Origin of the sequence: Shewanella aestuarii (assembly GCF_011765625.1) — a bacterium.
Classification (GTDB): Bacteria; Pseudomonadota; Gammaproteobacteria; order Enterobacterales; family Shewanellaceae; genus Shewanella; species Shewanella aestuarii_A.
Genome location: NZ_CP050313.1, coordinates 2,891,221 through 2,907,924 on the forward strand (window position 1 = coordinate 2,891,221; position 16,704 = coordinate 2,907,924).

General features: G+C 39.9%; 16 protein-coding genes. 3 read left to right on the forward strand and 13 right to left on the reverse strand.

Features of this window, described 5'->3' with window-relative positions; all coding sequences use genetic code 11:
• Positions 1-90 precede the first annotated feature (90 nt).
• The 5 genes from lepA to rpoE all read right to left on the reverse strand — a co-directional run bounded on the left by lepA (position 91) and on the right by rpoE (position 4,856).
• Positions 91-1,881: a translation elongation factor 4 gene (gene lepA / locus HBH39_RS12710; RefSeq protein ID WP_167678831.1), complete on the reverse strand. Its 1,791-nt coding sequence runs from the start codon at positions 1,879-1,881 to the stop codon at positions 91-93.
• Between the two features lie 229 nt (positions 1,882-2,110).
• On the reverse strand, positions 2,111-2,620 hold the full coding sequence (locus HBH39_RS12715) for a SoxR reducing system RseC family protein (protein WP_167678833.1): 510 nt from the start codon (positions 2,618-2,620) through the stop codon (positions 2,111-2,113).
• Between the two features lie 34 nt (positions 2,621-2,654).
• The gene (locus tag HBH39_RS12720; protein ID WP_167678835.1) at positions 2,655-3,584 is read right to left on the reverse strand and encodes a MucB/RseB C-terminal domain-containing protein; all 930 of its coding nucleotides are present in this window, start codon (positions 3,582-3,584) and stop codon (positions 2,655-2,657) included.
• Between the two features lie 62 nt (positions 3,585-3,646).
• Positions 3,647-4,252 (reverse strand): sigma-E factor negative regulatory protein, encoded by a 606-nt coding sequence (locus tag HBH39_RS12725; protein WP_167678837.1) that lies wholly within the window; start codon positions 4,250-4,252, stop codon positions 3,647-3,649.
• A 22-nt stretch (positions 4,253-4,274) separates the two neighbouring features.
• Entirely contained in the window at positions 4,275-4,856 is a 582-nt protein-coding gene (gene rpoE, locus HBH39_RS12730; protein ID WP_167678839.1) for an RNA polymerase sigma factor RpoE, read from the reverse strand.
• 232 nt (positions 4,857-5,088) lie between these two features.
• On the opposite strand from rpoE, the gene nadB reads away from it, so the two are divergent.
• Complete coding sequence (gene nadB / locus HBH39_RS12735) at positions 5,089-6,696, forward strand: L-aspartate oxidase (protein ID WP_167678841.1); 1,608 nt, start codon at positions 5,089-5,091, stop codon at positions 6,694-6,696.
• A gap of 90 nt (positions 6,697-6,786) precedes the next feature.
• Here nadB and HBH39_RS12740 read toward each other — a convergent pair whose 3' ends face one another.
• The 5 genes from HBH39_RS12740 to nhaA form a co-directional block, all read right to left on the reverse strand.
• A complete protein-coding gene (locus HBH39_RS12740) occupies positions 6,787-7,230 on the reverse strand; it encodes a protein YgfX (protein WP_167678843.1) in 444 nt (147 codons plus the stop codon).
• Positions 7,211-7,459: a succinate dehydrogenase assembly factor 2 gene (locus tag HBH39_RS12745; RefSeq protein ID WP_208764159.1), complete on the reverse strand. Its 249-nt coding sequence runs from the start codon at positions 7,457-7,459 to the stop codon at positions 7,211-7,213. Before HBH39_RS12745 ends, HBH39_RS12740 begins: the two co-directional genes overlap by 20 nt.
• Positions 7,460-7,501: 42 nt before the next feature.
• Positions 7,502-8,434 carry a transcriptional activator NhaR gene (nhaR, locus tag HBH39_RS12750; RefSeq protein ID WP_167678845.1) on the reverse strand — a complete coding sequence of 311 codons (933 nt, stop codon included), beginning with the start codon at positions 8,432-8,434 and terminating at the stop codon, positions 7,502-7,504.
• Between the two features lie 227 nt (positions 8,435-8,661).
• Complete coding sequence (locus tag HBH39_RS12755) at positions 8,662-9,048, reverse strand: hypothetical protein (RefSeq protein ID WP_167678847.1); 387 nt, start codon at positions 9,046-9,048, stop codon at positions 8,662-8,664.
• On the reverse strand, positions 9,048-10,220 hold the full coding sequence (gene nhaA / locus HBH39_RS12760; RefSeq protein WP_167678849.1) for a Na+/H+ antiporter NhaA: 1,173 nt from the start codon (positions 10,218-10,220) through the stop codon (positions 9,048-9,050). Before nhaA ends, HBH39_RS12755 begins: the two co-directional genes overlap by 1 nt.
• Before the next feature lie 370 nt (positions 10,221-10,590).
• Between nhaA and HBH39_RS12765 the strand changes: the two genes are divergently transcribed.
• Positions 10,591-11,442 (forward strand): thymidylate synthase, encoded by an 852-nt coding sequence (locus HBH39_RS12765; protein WP_167678851.1) that lies wholly within the window; start codon positions 10,591-10,593, stop codon positions 11,440-11,442.
• Between the two features lie 27 nt (positions 11,443-11,469).
• Here the strand turns inward: HBH39_RS12765 and HBH39_RS12770 are convergent, their stop codons facing one another.
• From HBH39_RS12770 to rppH, 3 genes are read right to left on the reverse strand one after another with little or no spacing between them, the layout of a single operon-like run.
• Positions 11,470-12,270: a sulfite exporter TauE/SafE family protein gene (locus tag HBH39_RS12770; RefSeq protein ID WP_167678854.1), complete on the reverse strand. Its 801-nt coding sequence runs from the start codon at positions 12,268-12,270 to the stop codon at positions 11,470-11,472.
• Between the two features lie 40 nt (positions 12,271-12,310).
• Positions 12,311-14,551 carry a phosphoenolpyruvate--protein phosphotransferase gene (gene ptsP / locus HBH39_RS12775; RefSeq protein ID WP_167678856.1) on the reverse strand — a complete coding sequence of 747 codons (2,241 nt, stop codon included), beginning with the start codon at positions 14,549-14,551 and terminating at the stop codon, positions 12,311-12,313.
• Positions 14,552-14,587: 36 nt separating this feature from the next.
• Positions 14,588-15,109: an RNA pyrophosphohydrolase gene (gene rppH, locus HBH39_RS12780; RefSeq protein WP_167678858.1), complete on the reverse strand. Its 522-nt coding sequence runs from the start codon at positions 15,107-15,109 to the stop codon at positions 14,588-14,590.
• 874 nt (positions 15,110-15,983) lie between these two features.
• On the opposite strand from rppH, the gene mutH reads away from it, so the two are divergent.
• A complete protein-coding gene (gene mutH, locus HBH39_RS12785) occupies positions 15,984-16,652 on the forward strand; it encodes a DNA mismatch repair endonuclease MutH (RefSeq protein WP_167678860.1) in 669 nt (222 codons plus the stop codon).
• Positions 16,653-16,704: the final 52 nt, after the last annotated feature.

Consider the following 16,704-nt stretch of genomic DNA (forward strand, 5'->3'; position numbering starts at 1 on the left):
AGTTGTATCCTACAACGCTTGAAGTTTTCGAGTATAACGATAACGCCGCTAAAAGCGGCGTTATAAGTGAAGCATTTTAGTTAATTATGATTAATCATTTAACTTCAATACCGCTAAAAATGCTTCTTGAGGCACTTCAACGTTACCAACTTGCTTCATGCGTTTTTTACCTTCTTTCTGCTTGTTCAGCAGCTTTTTCTTACGCGATACGTCACCACCATAACACTTAGCCGTTACGTCTTTACGTAAAGCTTTAATGGTAGAGCGAGCCACAATTTGACTGCCAATTGCGGCTTGAATCGCGATATCAAACATCTGCCTTGGAATAAGCTCTTTCATCTTATCCACTAATGCCAATCCACGATGACGAATATTACTGCGGTGAATAATCATCGCCAATGCATCAACGCGGTCACCATTAATTAAGATATCTAAGCGAACCATATCTGCAGGATCAAAACGAATAAAGTTATATTCTAATGAAGCATAACCACGAGTGGTCGACTTTAGACGATCAAAGAAATCCATTACCACTTCACCCATAGGTAAGTGATAAGTTACCGCTACTTGATTACCGTGGTAAACCATGTTGGTTTGCGAACCACGTTTATCAATACATAAAGTAATCACATTACCTAGGTATTCTTTTGGCACTAATATATTAGCTTCAACAATCGGCTCACGGATTTCTGCGATATTATTTAAAGCGGGTAAATCTGATGGGTTATCAACATAAATCACATCGCCGTTAGTCATCTCAACTTCATACACCACGGTTGGCGCAGTGGTAATTAAATCAAGATCATATTCACGCTCTAATCGCTCTTGTATAATTTCCATGTGAAGTAAGCCAAGGTACCCAATGCGGAAACCAAAACCTAGTGCGCTTGATGTTTCTGGCTCGAAAAATAAAGATGCGTCGTTTAGCGATAATTTGTTTAACGCGTCACGGAAGTTTTCATATTCGTCAGTAGAAATAGGGAATACACCGGCATAAACCTGAGGCGTGACCTTTTTGAAGCCTGGTAATGGCTTATCCGCCCCATGCTTAGCATGGGTTAATGTGTCACCCACAGGTGCACCATGGATCTCTTTGATGCCAGAAATAACATAACCTACTTCACCAGCACGAAGTTCAGCTTTATCAACTTGCTTAGGCGTAAAAATACCAACGCGATCAGCATTGTAATTTTGACCTGTTGACATCACTTTGAACTTTTCGCCCTTTTTCAGCACACCGTGCTTAATACGAACAAGTGATACCACACCTAAATATGCATCAAACCAAGAGTCGATAATCAATGCTTGTAACGGTGCGTTCTCATCACCTTCTGGTGGCGGAATTTTAGCGACAATTTCTTCTAATACGTCTTCAACACCAAGACCAGTTTTAGCTGAACAGCGAACCGCATCCTTGGCTTCAATACCAACAATATCTTCAATCTCAGCAGCAACACGCTCTGGTTCAGCTTGAGGTAAATCAATTTTGTTTAAAATTGGCACCACGTCCAAGTTCATTTCTAATGCTGTATAACAGTTTGCTAACGTCTGCGCTTCCACACCTTGACCAGCATCCACCACTAATAACGCGCCTTCACAAGCGGCAAGTGAACGTGATACTTCATATGAGAAGTCAACATGACCTGGGGTATCAATAAAGTTTAATTGATAGGTGTTACCGTCTTTGGCATGGTAGTCCAATGTCACACTTTGCGCTTTAATAGTAATGCCACGCTCACGTTCAATGTCCATTGAATCAAGAACCTGCGCAGCCATTTCACGGTCAGCTAAACCGCCACAGACCTGGATCAAGCGATCAGACAGAGTGGATTTACCATGGTCAATATGGGCAATAATCGAGAAGTTTCTAATATGTTTCATTATGCTGCGATGACTACTACTAAAAATGGATGAAAAATAAGGTGGCAAATTGTACCTGATTAGGGTGCTAATACCAATCAGATTCATCATGGTTCACTAAAACAAGCGATAAAAATAGCAAAGTGAACGCGTTTATCAAAACCTAATCGCACAAATTTATAGACTTTTAAGTACGCTGCCTATGAAATAGTATTGCCTAAGCTGCAATTTAGCGGCTAATTAATACAAATTAAACTTTAATGGCTAAATCTACTTGTTGACCAAGATTAGAGATGATAATTGGCTGGGCATTATCTTCAATCTTAAACGCAAAATGCTTTCCCAAACGCCAAGCTAGATAACCACCAACAAATGACATCATAATCGCACTGATATTGGTATCAATATCTAAGCCCAAACCAAGAAAATGCCCCAAGGCAGCAAATACAAATAGCCCAATCAAAGGTAACAAATAGACCAAGGCTGCAGCTTGTAAAATGACGCTTTCAGGTAAGCCAAGTTTCAGCATATCGCCAACTTGAAATGCGTTATCACTGGCGATAGAAAAACGTTGAGTTTTAACGGAAAAAGCTTTGGCTACTGCAGATGTGCCACAATTATCACTATTAGAGCAATGGTTACAGGCACTTTTAAGCTCAACTTCAACCATTACCCAGCCATCCTTGTGTTCAACCACTCGCGCAAGCTCTTCAAGTAAAGGGCTTGTGGTTGACTGAGCGTTCAATGGTTGTTCAGACATAATAATAATTCAATAAAAAGAGAGTTAATAAAGTCTATTTTAACGCAAGACTTTTGGCAATCCGCTGTAAAGTTTGGATCGGCACTTTACCTAGCGCAACAACTTCTGCACTTCCGACCTTTTCAACCACCATAGATAGCCCATTTCGAGTCATTAACTCTTCTGGCATAGGTTGTTCTGGTGCACGCGCAACATAAACTGAAATATGAGCAAGGCCATCTGTTAAAGCGATATATTCGACGGGTTCATGAATACCTATCAAACGATGGTTATCTTTAACAACGACATCAAACCCCTCTGGTAACCAAGTAAACTGCCAATCTTGGGCATCTTTACGATCTGCTTGCACTATCACATCAGGCCAATCATGCTTGGTGGCTTCAATTAAAATACTGGCAGGCTCGCTTAATTCAATTAACTCAACAACCATGGTTTGTTCAAGTAATTGTTTTTCGCGATTAATGGTGTCATAACGTAAGGGTAAGAAGGTGTCTAAATCTAGCCATATTTGTGCATCATATCGATATTCGTCTTTAGCAATAAAACGCACCATCTGCCCGGGACGACCAGCAATACGACTGCGACCACCTAACACAAATTGGTAACCTTGTTCTAATTTGCTGATATCTCCCGATAACGATCTGGGCCAAACACCCTGAATACGATTAGAGGCTACACTATATGGAGGTTGATCATGCTCTAAAAAAGTCACTGTATTGGCAACTTTTACCGCATTTTTAGGTGGTCCGTTTAGATATTCCAAATAAGCAACTTGTTGCCCTTCCACATGGCCTTGTAGGTAAACCAATGGACGAACATGATCAGCTTGAATTTGAATAATTGATGCTTTGAATTGCTTATTTTGCAAAGCTTGACTCATATTAACAAGCCAATCTTTTGCCGACAATTCATCAGCATGACTAAACGGGGAAATGATTAACAGTGCTAGCAGGAAAAGGCGCAAGCTAACTCCTAAAAGTAAAACAGCAATGATCTATTAGACCATTGCTGAACAAAGAATGACAACTATTGGTTTAATGGCAAATCTGAGAAGTTTTGATCTTCAACTTCAAGGCCGTTATTTAACCGTTGTTGTAGCATATGATCTTGAATATACGCATTAATACGACGACGTTGTTCAACCACTTGCTCGTTTGTAAAGCCTTGCTGATTAGCCACTGGGCCAGTTTGCAGACTCACCGGTGACACGGTACCAACAAGAGGACGAGTATTAAATACAGGTAATGGGTCCTCGACATCTTGATCAAGGTTATAGGTTTGCACCCCAATAATCGCGACTAAAGCGACACTGGCAGCAATAGCATATTGACCAAACTGCTTGAATAATGAAACAACATTATTCCTAGATTGCGGCTGTGTTGTTGCAATATTATCTTTAGCTTTAACTTGTGGAGCTACAATTGTTGGCTCCAAATCAATAGCAGCTGCAATACTTGCTGTAATATCTAAGTCGATGGCTGCGGGCAATTCGCCACGCATTGTATCGCCTATCATATGATAACGATGCCACTCATCATGTGAATCTACATCAGAGGAAAGTTGAGCCAATGTTTGCTCATCAACTTCACCATCTACTGCTGCAGATACCCACTCTTGACTTGATTTAACCATTTTTCACCTATCTTGATAAAGGCTAAGATTGATCCAGTAGAGGCTGGAGCTGTTTGTCGATTGCTTCTCGAGCACGAAATATTCGTGATCTAACCGTACCAACGGGACAATCCATAATATTAGCAATATCTTCGTAACTCATACCATCAAGTTCACGTAATGATATAGCCATCTTTAATTCTTCTGGCAATGTATCTAGGGTATCGAAGATCACTTTACTCATTTGATCTTTCATTAATAACCGCTCCGGAGACGCAAATTCTTTTAACGCATCACTGCCTTCATAATATTCTGCATCTTCGACATCTACATCATTTGCAGGCGCCTTACGGCCTTGCGATGTAAGATGATTTTTTGCCGTATTCACTGCAATTCGGTACAACCATGTGTAAAAAGCACTTTCACCACGAAAATTGGCTAATGCCCGGTATGCTTTAATAAACGCTTCTTGGGTAACATCTGCTACATCAGCTTGGTTTCGAACATACCTTCCTATAAGGCTCATCACCTTATTCTGGTACTTCATCACCAATAGATTAAATGCGTTTTTATCACCTTGTTGTACACGCTCAACGAGTTGTTGATCACTATATTGTCCACTCATCCGAGCCGACTACTCCTAAATCTATATCACTGATATTCAGTCGCTCGAATCTTGTATACATATGTAGACTGAGCTTTATGAAAAAAGTTCGATGAAATATAAAAAAAAATTAATTTACCTAGCAACTGCTCAATAAATACACAAAATAAATAGTTTCAATTAAGAGTAAATGTACCCAATAATTGTGTTTTGATTTACCATATCATCACCATTTGATGACCCATAATACCCGATGACACAAGCAGTTGAATACCAATCTGACATTTTGGTGATAGGCAGTGGCGCTGCAGGGCTCACGTTAGCACTTCACTTAGCCGAAAAATCTAGCGTAATCTTGCTTTCCAAGGGCCCTTTAGCTGAAGGTTCAACTTTATATGCTCAAGGTGGCATCGCATCTGTATTTGATGAAGACGACACCATTGAATCGCACGTCAATGACACTCTTATCGCAGGCGCTGGCTTATGTGATAAAAACGTGGTCACCTTTACAGCTGAAAACGCTAAAGCATCAATGCAATGGCTTATCGACTGCGGCGTAGCATTCGATAAAGAAGAAAATCACGGTGATAATGATGATGCACCATATCATTTAACCCGTGAAGGTGGCCATAGCCACCGCCGCATTTTGCACTCTGCTGATGCGACCGGCAAAGCAGTACAAACCACCTTACAAGAGCGCGCACTTAACCACCCTAACATTCAGGTATTAGAACGCTATAATGCCATTGATTTAATTACAACGCGAAAATTAAACCGCCCAGGTAATCGTGTTTTAGGCGCTTACGTTTGGAATCGTGACAAAGAACAAGTTGAAACCATAACAGCTAAATTTGTTGCCTTAGCAACTGGTGGTAGCTCAAAGGTCTATCAATATACGTCTAATCCCGATATCGCCAGTGGCGATGGAATTGCAATGGCATGGCGAGCAGGTTGTCGTGTGGCCAATATGGAATTTAATCAATTTCATCCAACATGTCTTTACCATGCTGATGCTAAAAACTTCTTATTGACCGAAGCGCTGCGGGGTGAAGGAGCCTATTTACGTCGCCCTGATGGCAGTCGTTTCATGCCTGATTTTGATGAGCGAGCCGAACTTGCGCCGCGTGATATTGTCGCCAGAGCAATTGATTATGAGATGAAACGTTTAGGTTCAGATTGTGTTTACTTAGACATAAGTCATAAACCCGCTGATTTTATTATTAAACATTTCCCGACAATTTATCAGCGCTGTATGGAACTGGGTATCGACATGACCAAAAGCCCGATCCCAGCCGTGCCCGCTGCCCATTACACTTGTGGCGGCATAATGACAGATCTGCATGGCCAAACCGATCTTAATGGATTATATGCTATCGGCGAAGTGGCTTATACCGGACTTCACGGCGCGAATCGTCTTGCTAGTAATTCATTATTAGAATGTTTGGTATTTGCTAGAGCAGCAGCCCAAGATATTGAAAGTCAGCTACATAAAATTACTATGCCAACTCAGGTGCCACACTGGGATGAAAGTAAGGTCTCAAATTCTGATGAAGAAGTGGTCATTGCTCATAACTGGCATGAACTAAGACTATTTATGTGGGATTACGTTGGCATTGTAAGGACAGATAAGCGTTTAGAGCGGGCATTACGCCGGTGTATGATGCTGCAACAAGAAATTCAAGAGTATTACTCTCACTTCAGAGTCAGTAACAATTTGCTTGAATTACGTAACCTAGTTCAAGTGGCAGAGCTGATTATTCGCTGTGCGATGGCACGCAAAGAAAGCCGTGGCTTGCATTATAATCTTGACTACCCAGAGCAAATTGATTCGCCACAACCGACCATTTTACAACCCAACTAGTCGCCATGTTAGTACTTAAAATGAGAACTAAATGACTTAAATCAAGCCAACATCGAAATGTTGGCTTTTTTTAATCGCTACCATTAAATTTCATCTAACGTGATTAGCTAAGCGGCACAATAGCCGATACTGGCTATCGTTAAGCATGTCAGACCAAACCCAAATACTATCCCGATATTTATCTTCAAACTCAATATATAAGATACAGATAAACGGACTAATAAAAGGTCGTTTAGCAAAGTGAAAAGCATCCGCCGCATTTAATATTCCATGACCATCTTTGTTTAAACTAAAACGACACTGCCAATTACGAATCATAAATAATACTTTGATAAATATGCTAAAAGTAATCAAAAGTAAGAGATAAAAAATACAAGAGATCAACCAGGAAGATAACGGAGGCCAAGCAATAAAACTACTAAAAATAACAGCGAACGCCATTACTAAACTCAGGTATTGGTTAACAGAAGCACTCAGCACAAAAATGCTTGAGCCAGCACTTCTGTCACTGTGATTAAGGTGCTGCTCGTCCACGAACTTTAACTATCATTGCAGCTAAATCAGCATCAGGACATTGTTCATGTCCCATAAACCACGCAAATAACTCGGGATCTTCACATTCTAGTAAGCGAATGAAGGTTTGCTTATCTTTAACACTCATCCCTTCATAGTGTGCTTCTACAAAAGGTTGAAACAAGACATCAAGCTCTAACATTCCACGGCGACAAGCCCAACGCACTCTGGCAATATTCATTAATTCCAACGCGATACTCCTGCGATAATTCTATTAACCTTTTATAGTAGGTTAGTCAGCTAATCCTAAGCGATTATCAAAATCTTGCACTTGTTGATCATTACCCGCAAACAATTCAGTAAAGTCAGTTTCTAGTAGCAATTTCACTGCTGGATGTTGAATCATCCGCTCAGCAAACATGACATGATATTCTTCTTTTATATCGGTGGTTTCACCCAGCAAAACCATTCCTTGCGACAGTATATCATGACGATATATCGACGGTGCGACAAAAATACCCCGTTTGAAATAACCAAAAGCTTTCATCATTGCGGCATCATCAAATTCCCCCAATATACTCACATTAAGATTTTTTTCAGCGAACCAACGATGTAACTGTTGACCAAGTGAGGTTCGAATGCCTGGAATAAGTAATTTTTCTTGCTCTAAACAGGCTGGAAACTCTGCGGCTAATGGATGAGCACAAAAAAAACTAACACCGCATTCACCTAATTTTTTAGATAAAATATCACTGTATTTTAACGATTCGCCAGCGCAATCAGACAAAATCATATCAAGCTTGTGCTCACGTAATCGCTCGATTAAGCTTTCATGTGTCGACTCGTAACAAGCTAAATGCATTGAACCATCATGGGGGAGTACAGTCAGTAACACCCTACTGACTAACGCTTTAGATAATGCATCTGCAATACCTACTTCAAACAACACCGAATCATCTTGCTGGTAATTTAGAAGATCAAGCATTTCGTAGCTTAAGTTATACATTTTGTCTGCATAACGAAAAACTAATTCGCCTAATTCAGTCGCCTCAAGCCCTCTACCAACTCGCTTGAAAAGTGAGCCATTTAGCCGTTCTTCTAATAAGCGAATTTGACCTGTAATAGTCTGTGGAGTTAAGCACAACGCTTCAGCGGCTTTAGTCACTGAGCCTTTGCGTTTCACCATCCAAAAATAGTAAAGGTGATTATAATTAAGATGCTGCATAGGGAATTAACCTAAAATAAATGATGACCAATGCAACACCTAAAGACCAATTCTAGGAACCTAAAAGTAGGCTTGTTATCAATAGGCTTGCCATCAACAAAACGAAGAATAATCATATCATTAATTATGAACTTTACTCTTGTTACTGATCACCTTAATGACTAATTGCATAATTATGCCAAAAAAAATCGCTCAACACTGTGAGCGATTTTAGATAAGTCATCAAGTTACTTTTTTAAACTGCAATCCAACAACGAGTTAATCACTAACTCTAAATCATCGCTATTAGCTACGTTATTTATTGATACTTGCTCAACTAACACTGCAACAATATCCGCTTTTACAGGTTCATGGGTTGAACAATACTTGCTATTGGCTTTTTGATAACGTTTCCCCGCACGATATTTAAGAGCACGAGACTCATAGTCATTGCCCGAAAAATTGTTTGCTTTATCAATACGATACATCATTGCACCATCAACAATACCTTCAAGATATGCCTGGCAAGTTTGGCTATTTGCATCTAATAAACATACATTAAAAGATTCCGATTTAGCGGGTAAAGCAAACACACTAACACCTGCAATCAAAGCAACCATTGACAGTTTGTTCATTATTTTGCCCCTTGTTTTGGTAAAACCTTATCTAACCAGAAGTAACCAATAACAGCAGCAAAGAATGAACCAGTCAAAATCCCAAGCCTTGCATAATCACCAAAAGCTGCTGGAGCACTTTCAAATGCCAGTGATGCGATAAAGACTGACATGGTAAAACCGATACCACACATGGCAGCCACCGGCGCAATTTGCCCCCAGCTTACTCCAGGCGGTAACTCAGCCCATTTCAATTTAACGGCTAAGTAACTAAACAGCATGACCCCTATTGGTTTACCCAGTAGTAAACCTAAAATAATACCGATTGTGATAGGTTCACCAAAAGAGGCGAAAGTCATATTAGCAAGGGACAATCCAGCATTAGCAAACGCGAACACAGGTAGAATCAAAAAGGTGCTCCACGGGTGTAAACTATGCTCTAAATGTTCAGAGGGAGATGAACCATCTTTTGCTCTGAGTGGAATACAAAATGCGATAATAACGCCAGCCAAGGTTGCATGCACACCCGACTTGAGCACAGCTATCCACAAGATTAAGCCTAATAGTCCATATGGCGTTAATGATGAGACCCCTTTACGATTGAGTGCAACCATAAAGGTAATTGCAATCGCGGCCACCACTAAACTGATGATTGATAAATCTGCACTGTAGAATAAAGCAATAATGACAATTACACCTAGGTCATCAATAATAGCCAGGGCAAGTAAAAACACTTTTAATGCCACAGGTACACGATTACCTAATAACGCCATGATCCCCAAAGCAAAAGCAATATCTGTTGCTGCAGGAATCGCCCAACCGACTTGCGTCTCAGGATCTGAATAATTAAACATCAAATAAAACAGCGCAGGGAAAACCATACCGCCAATTGCAGCGAATGTAGGTAAAGATGCTTTAGCCGCAGTAGAAAGGGCGCCCTCTAATAACTCACGCTTTACTTCTAAACCAATGAGTAAGAAGAATAAAGCCATTAGGCCATCATTGATCCAAAGTAACAATGGCTTATCAATATCTAACGAACCTACCCGAACTTGAACTTCAGTACCTAAAAAGCCGTTATACAAACCAGCTAAAGGTGAGTTAGCTAATATCATCGCGAGTGCGACAGAAATCATTAAGATGATCCCACCTGCGGACTCTTGACTTAAAAAATTACGTAGTGCCTTTTCCATATCTAACTCCAAAAAACAGAATATTTCGAGTCTATAACAAAATGCTTAAGCAAATATAATCGAATGTTTCGAGCTTATACCTCGATTAAGCCGAGGTATTAAGTAAAACATACAGCCTAGATCACATTGACGCAACCAAATGAGAACCCGTACAGGTATTTTAACTTTTTCACTAAAGAATAATCTAAGTACTATACGCCTATAAATTCAACAAAAATAAGCTTTTATTCACATTGATTAACTAAATATAGCATTTAACTGAATATCATCTCATCAGCTCTGTTGTTTAAAATCATTGAAATTGACTGATGAACTCTAACCAACACAAAGGTATAATGTTGATAAGCTCATCCATTAAATTAGGGACAGAATGAAACAATATTTGGATCTTTGCCAACGCATTGTCGATGAAGGCACTTGGATAAATAATGAACGGACCAATAAACGTTGTTTAACCGTTATCAATGCCGATCTCACTTATGATGTCGCTAATAATCAATTCCCACTGGTTACCACCCGTAAAAGCTTCTGGAAATCCGCCATAGCAGAGATTATCGGCTATATGCGAGGCTACCAAAGTGCTGCAGACTTCCGAGCATTAGGCACCAAAACTTGGGACGCCAATGCAAACTTAAATGAAGCATGGCTTAACAATCCAAATCGTAAGGGCGAAGATGATCTTGGGTTAATTTACGGTGCACTAGGTCGCGCGTTCCCAAAACCTAATGGTGGTCATGTAGATTTGCTGCAAAATATCGTCGATGACTTATCAAAAGGTATAGATAATCGAGGTGAAATTTTAACTTTTTTACATCCCGGTGCGTTTGACTTAGGCTGCCTACGCCCTTGTATGTATGAACACCACTTTTCCTTGTTGGGGGATACTTTATATTTAAATAGCACCCAAAGAAGTTGTGATGTGCCGCTTGGGTTAAATTTCAATATGGTACAAGTATACGTACTACTCGCATTGATGGCACAAATTACAGGGAATAAGCCAGGCAAGGCCTATCATAAAATTGTTAATGCTCACATCTATGAAGATCAACTCGCACCAATGCGTGATATTCAACTTAAACGTGAGCCTTTTCCTGCGCCTAAATTGATCATCAACCCTGAAATTAAAAGCTTAAAAGATATTGAAACTTGGGTAACTTTAGATGATTTCAAAGTTGAAGGTTATCAGCATCACGATGCCATTCATTATCCTTTTGCTGTTTAACACCAAATCTACTCTTATTGCTTTGTATTAGCTAAAAATAAGTTTAAGACCAACAATGAATAAAAGGCCTGCAAAGGCCTTTTTTAATATTGGAGTGGGTAACCTTGATGCAGCTTTAACTCCTAATGGTGCAAACAACATTGAACTAAAAATAATGCCAAATAACGCTGGTAGGTAAATATAACCTAATGTGCCATAGGGTAAATCTGGTGCATTAATGCCAGCAATGACATAGCCTGCGGTTCCAGCTATGGCAATTAAAAAACCAGTTGCAGATGAAAACCCGACAGCTTGACGCATTTGTAAGCCGCAAAAGATCAAAAATGGCACTAACAACACTCCCCCGCCAATTCCCATCAAACCTGCAATTAAAGCAATTAAAATTGATACCACAAACAACACCCAAAGTGAGGGTAAAGCGGCTTCTGCTTTAGGTTTAAATGGAAATGCCATATTAATGGCCATAAAAATGACAAATACCGCAAAGGCTTGCTGGAGTTCATCTGAAGGAATAAGTTCTGACACAAATCCGGCTCCAAACGCCCCGATGACAATCCCTGGTAAAATGGGTTTGAATAAACCCCATGGAATATTGCCTCGCTTATGATGCGCAAGCGTTGAAGACATTGAAGTTAAGATAATGGTACTTAGCGAGGTTGCAATAGCGACATGAGTCAACTGTGATGTACTGACCCCTACCCAAGGTAAAATATATAACAACGAAGGCACAATAATTAAACCACCTCCGATGCCTAATAATCCTGCCATCAAACCAACAAATGAACCAAGCACTAAACAAATTGCAAAAATAAGCAGTAAATTATCCAAATGGTTCCCCAGCAAAACTTCACAGTGGCAATGTCAGCAATTAATGCAGTATGTCTTCTAAATGGTTTTGTTTAATAAAGTCGTGTAAAACGTGTCTAACTTCTAATGCATTTGACTTTTCTAAACAATCACTTAGCAATACTTGCAATTGGCAATGAGACACACGTCTGATTAAATAATTAATCCGCGCTAAGCTGGCTTGATTCATACTCAATTTTTGATAGCCCATCGCCACTAATAGCAAAGCACCATATGGCTCACCCGCCAACTCACCACAAACACTGACATCTAAATTAAACTGCTGGCAATCCTCTACGGCTCGTTTAAGCGCTCGTAAAATTCCCGGATGATAGCTGTCAAATAGCGAACTGACACTCGGATTATTGCGATCAACAGCCAATAAATATTGGGTTAAGTCGTTACTACCGACGGACACAAAATCCACCCTTTTAGCCACATCTTCTAATTGATATAAGAGTGCCGGGACTTCAAGCATTACCCCTATCGGTGGGCGAGCAATGCTAGTATTTAATTCGACATTTAACTCATTGTATGCTTGATCTAAATATTCCAATGTTTCATCTATTTCACCTAAATGACTCACCATAGGCAATAAAATCTGCAATTGCTTACCACTGCCACCAGCTTGTAACATGGCCCTTAACTGAACTAAAAATAATTCTGGGTGATCAAGCGATAGGCGGATCCCGCGCCAGCCAAGAAATGGGTTTTCTTCTTTGATAGGAAAATATGGCAGCGGTTTGTCACCGCCAACATCTAATGTTCGCATGACAACTGGTTTATCGCCTACTGCATTTAATACGCGTTTATAAACTTTAATTTGCTCGGCTTCACTAGGAAATCGTTGATGAAGCATAAATGGAATTTCAGTACGATATAAGCCAATCCCGTCGGCACCTTCGGCAACGTTAGATTGGACACCGCTGAGTAGACCAGCATTAAGATAGAGATGAATTCTCTTACCATCAATGGTTTGTGAAGGTTGCGATAACTCTGCCGAAAAGCGCTTTTGCTTTTCAACATCAGCATTAATAAGCACCTTGTATTCTGCAACCACAGTAGGCGATGGTGATACAAGTAATTGGCCACGATTAGCATTTAAAACTAATAATTTACCATCTATATCCGTATCTGAATCTAATACTTGTTCAACACCAACCAGTGCTGGCACACCTAAAGCTCTTGCTAAGATAGCAGTGTGAGCATTCACACCGCCTAGCTTGGTAACTATGCCGGCTAATTTATGTCGAGGGAATTCAGCTAATAACGTCGCATCAACTTCTTTAGCAACTAAAATTACCGGTGTTTCTGGCTCTAATTCAAGCTTGTCAGGTTCAATCAGTTGTCGTAACACTTTTTGGCCTAACTCACGAATATCACTGGCACGCTCCTTTAAATAAGGATCATCCATTGCCAAAAACTGCTCAATATAGCGGATCGATACTCGGCTAACCGCGGATTCTGCACGCCAACCTTCTGATACTTCTCGAACGTATTCCCCGCCAAGACTGTGTTCATCGAGCAATAATTGGAAAGCTGAGAATATGGAAGCCACATCATCGGCATTATCATTTTCAAAACGTTGCGAGATTGAACTCAACATGCTTTTGCAGCGATTAATCGCTAGTTTCAAACGCGTAATCTCATGCTCAATGCTGTCACAAGCTAAATCAGGCTGTTCTAGGGTGATGACGCCCCCCAAAACTAAGCCTTTGGCTATTGCAATACCGCTAGATGCTGGAGTCCCGTCAAATACCACCTGATGCTGTTCATTAGTAATAGCGGCTTTATTTTTTAAACTGCGGATCACCACCGCTAGCTGAGCTGCCAAGGTCATTAAAAACGCTTCTTCATTTTCACTAAACTCTCTAGAATCAGCTTGCTGAACGACAATCACCCCAACAACAATTTTTTGATAAATAATAGGAACAGCTAAGAAAGCACGATATTCCTCTTCATTAGCTTCGGGAAACAATTTAAATCGTGGGTGAATACGTGCATCGGCCAAATTAATGGCCTCTTCACGTTGAGCTGCCAAACCAACAAGACCTTGTGATAATGGCATTTTGACTGTGCCCACAGCAGACGGTTGTAAACCTTCAGTGGCACTTAGAACAAGTTGTTGTTGCTCAAGGAGGTAGACCGAGCAACACTCAGTCATCATGGCATGCTTAGTTTGCACAACTAATAGTTTTAGTGCCGCATTTAATGAATTAGCCGCGGCAACCGACTGTGTAATATCCCTGAGCGTGCTAAGCATCTTGCTCTCCTTTAATAAGTTAACAAGGATAAATAGTTAACTGCGATTACGACCTCTTTTTTTGTTATGCGGCTCTCGTGTTTGCAAGGCTAGTGTCGTGGCTGCAAATTCTTTCATTACTTTTCGATATACATCACGCTTAAATGACACCACCTGCCGAACAGGATACCAATAGCTTACCCAACGCCAATCATCAAACTCAGGATGACCTGATGAGTTTAAATTAATTGTATTGTCATGACCTTTAAGTTGTAGCAAATACCATTTCTGTTTTTGGCCGATACACACAGGCTTACTTTCTTGACGAATCAGACGTTTAGGTAAACGATAACGTAACCATGACCGCGAAGTTGTTAAAATTTGAACATGTTCAGGCCTTAAGCCGACTTCTTCGTACAATTCACGATACATAGCTTGCTCAGCAGTTTCGCCATCATCAAGCCCACCTTGTGGAAATTGCCAAGAATGTTGACCAAATCGTCTTGCCCACATTACTTGACCAAACTTATTACAGATAATGATGCCCACATTTGCGCGAAAGCCGTCGCTATCAATCACATGGACTCCAAATTAACAAAATATAATTATTGTGATTGTTTCACAAAGCATGCTTGTCGGCAAACCCCTATTTACAACATATTTATGGATAAGTCTAAAGATTTGGCAACTTTATCAACAACAACATGAGGTAACATATTAGTTTATCCACAAAATCTGTGGATATGTCTGTTTGCAACTTAAATAAACGTGAGTAAATGTACTGAATTACGACTCATCGCTATTCAACTACAAAATACCATAGCAAACAAAAAACCTTTACTATCAGAATGATAAGATGCAACCAAAACAACAAAAACACAGACAACCCAGCGCTGTTTACTTTTTAATCACACACAAAGTTATTCAATAAGCCTGAGTTACCAAATAAAACTTATTCACAAATAACAATAGTTATTTCGATTTTTTTTCATTTTTTTAGTGTTAAAAGTCATTGACGCGAGCTTTTTCTTCAGTTAAACGCAACATTTTTATTGTGTTATCCAGCAATTCTGTGGATAACTATGTGAAAAATACAAGGAATAGTCGCGAGTAACTTTTTCAATTGACAGTTTAAACTTGACCTTTTTAATTATAAATAACTAAATTTCATTAACTTACAGTAATAGTAAGCCACGGTATAACTTAAGCAAATCGCAGAGTTTATTTTTTCAGCAGCAACAATATAAGATATGACTATGGCCTTCTCATATTGGTAATGAAACAATAACGCCCCACAGAAACTTGATACTTGAATATATCATTGAGCTTGATAACTTAGATGACAAATCCAAGTATTAGCTATATAAATCATCTATATACTTTAAGTGGTAATTTGTTGTTGATACCCTTACTACACAGCCCTGTTGTCGCCTGATAAATACCAAAGGTCATTATGTCAAAATCATCACCTAAAGATTTAGCTGAACTAATGCAACGTGCTAATTTAATGGCAGGAATTTCATTAGCCGATATTGCCAATGACAATGGCATTACCGTGCCAGATAACCTCAGAAGAGATAAAGGCTGGATTGGGCAGTTGATAGAATTAGAACTCGGGGCAATGGCAGGTTCCAAACCTGAGCAAGATTTTCTGCACTTAGGCGTTGAACTTAAAACCATCCCGATAGACCATACTGGCAAACCTCTTGAAACGACTTATGTCACTGTCGCTCCCTTAACTAACATACAGGGACTAACATGGGAAAATAGCCTCGTTTACCACAAATTACAACGTGTTCTATGGATACCTGTCGAAGGGGACAGAAGTATTCCGGTGGGTCAAAGAAGAATAGGCACGCCGCTCCTTTGGTCGCCCTCAGCTTCAGAAATGTCATTGTTAAAACAAGATTGGGAAGAGATTATGGAACTCATTGCACTGGGTAAAGTCGACACAATCACAGCTCGACATGGCGAGGTACTTCAACTAAGACCCAAAGCCGCTAACAGCCAAGCCTTAACCGAAAGTATTGGTCCTGATGGTCAAACTCAATTATCTAATCCTCGAGGCTTCTATTTAAAGATAGCATTCACTCAACAAATCCTAACCCATGCATTCAACTAAACTTTTTCTATTAACTAAACTCTAGAATATTTTCGAGTCATCAACTTTCTTT

Bases quoted from the DNA above. Each gene is read 5' to 3' on its own strand.
- lepA (WP_167678831.1), bottom strand. From the start codon at position 1,881: ATGAAACATATTAGAAACTTCTCGATTATTGCCCATATTGACCATGGT.
- HBH39_RS12715 (WP_167678833.1), bottom strand. From the start codon at position 2,620: ATGTCTGAACAACCATTGAACGCTCAGTCAACCACAAGCCCTTTACTT.
- HBH39_RS12725 (WP_167678837.1), bottom strand. From the start codon at position 4,252: ATGGTTAAATCAAGTCAAGAGTGGGTATCTGCAGCAGTAGATGGTGAA.
- rpoE (WP_167678839.1), bottom strand. From the start codon at position 4,856: ATGAGTGGACAATATAGTGATCAACAACTCGTTGAGCGTGTACAACAA.
- nadB (WP_167678841.1), top strand. From the start codon at position 5,089: ATGACACAAGCAGTTGAATACCAATCTGACATTTTGGTGATAGGCAGT.
- nhaR (WP_167678845.1), bottom strand. From the start codon at position 8,434: ATGCAGCATCTTAATTATAATCACCTTTACTATTTTTGGATGGTGAAA.
- HBH39_RS12755 (WP_167678847.1), bottom strand. From the start codon at position 9,048: ATGAACAAACTGTCAATGGTTGCTTTGATTGCAGGTGTTAGTGTGTTT.
- nhaA (WP_167678849.1), bottom strand. From the start codon at position 10,220: ATGGAAAAGGCACTACGTAATTTTTTAAGTCAAGAGTCCGCAGGTGGG.
- HBH39_RS12765 (WP_167678851.1), top strand. From the start codon at position 10,591: ATGAAACAATATTTGGATCTTTGCCAACGCATTGTCGATGAAGGCACT.
- ptsP (WP_167678856.1), bottom strand. From the start codon at position 14,551: ATGCTTAGCACGCTCAGGGATATTACACAGTCGGTTGCCGCGGCTAAT.
- mutH (WP_167678860.1), top strand. From the start codon at position 15,984: ATGTCAAAATCATCACCTAAAGATTTAGCTGAACTAATGCAACGTGCT.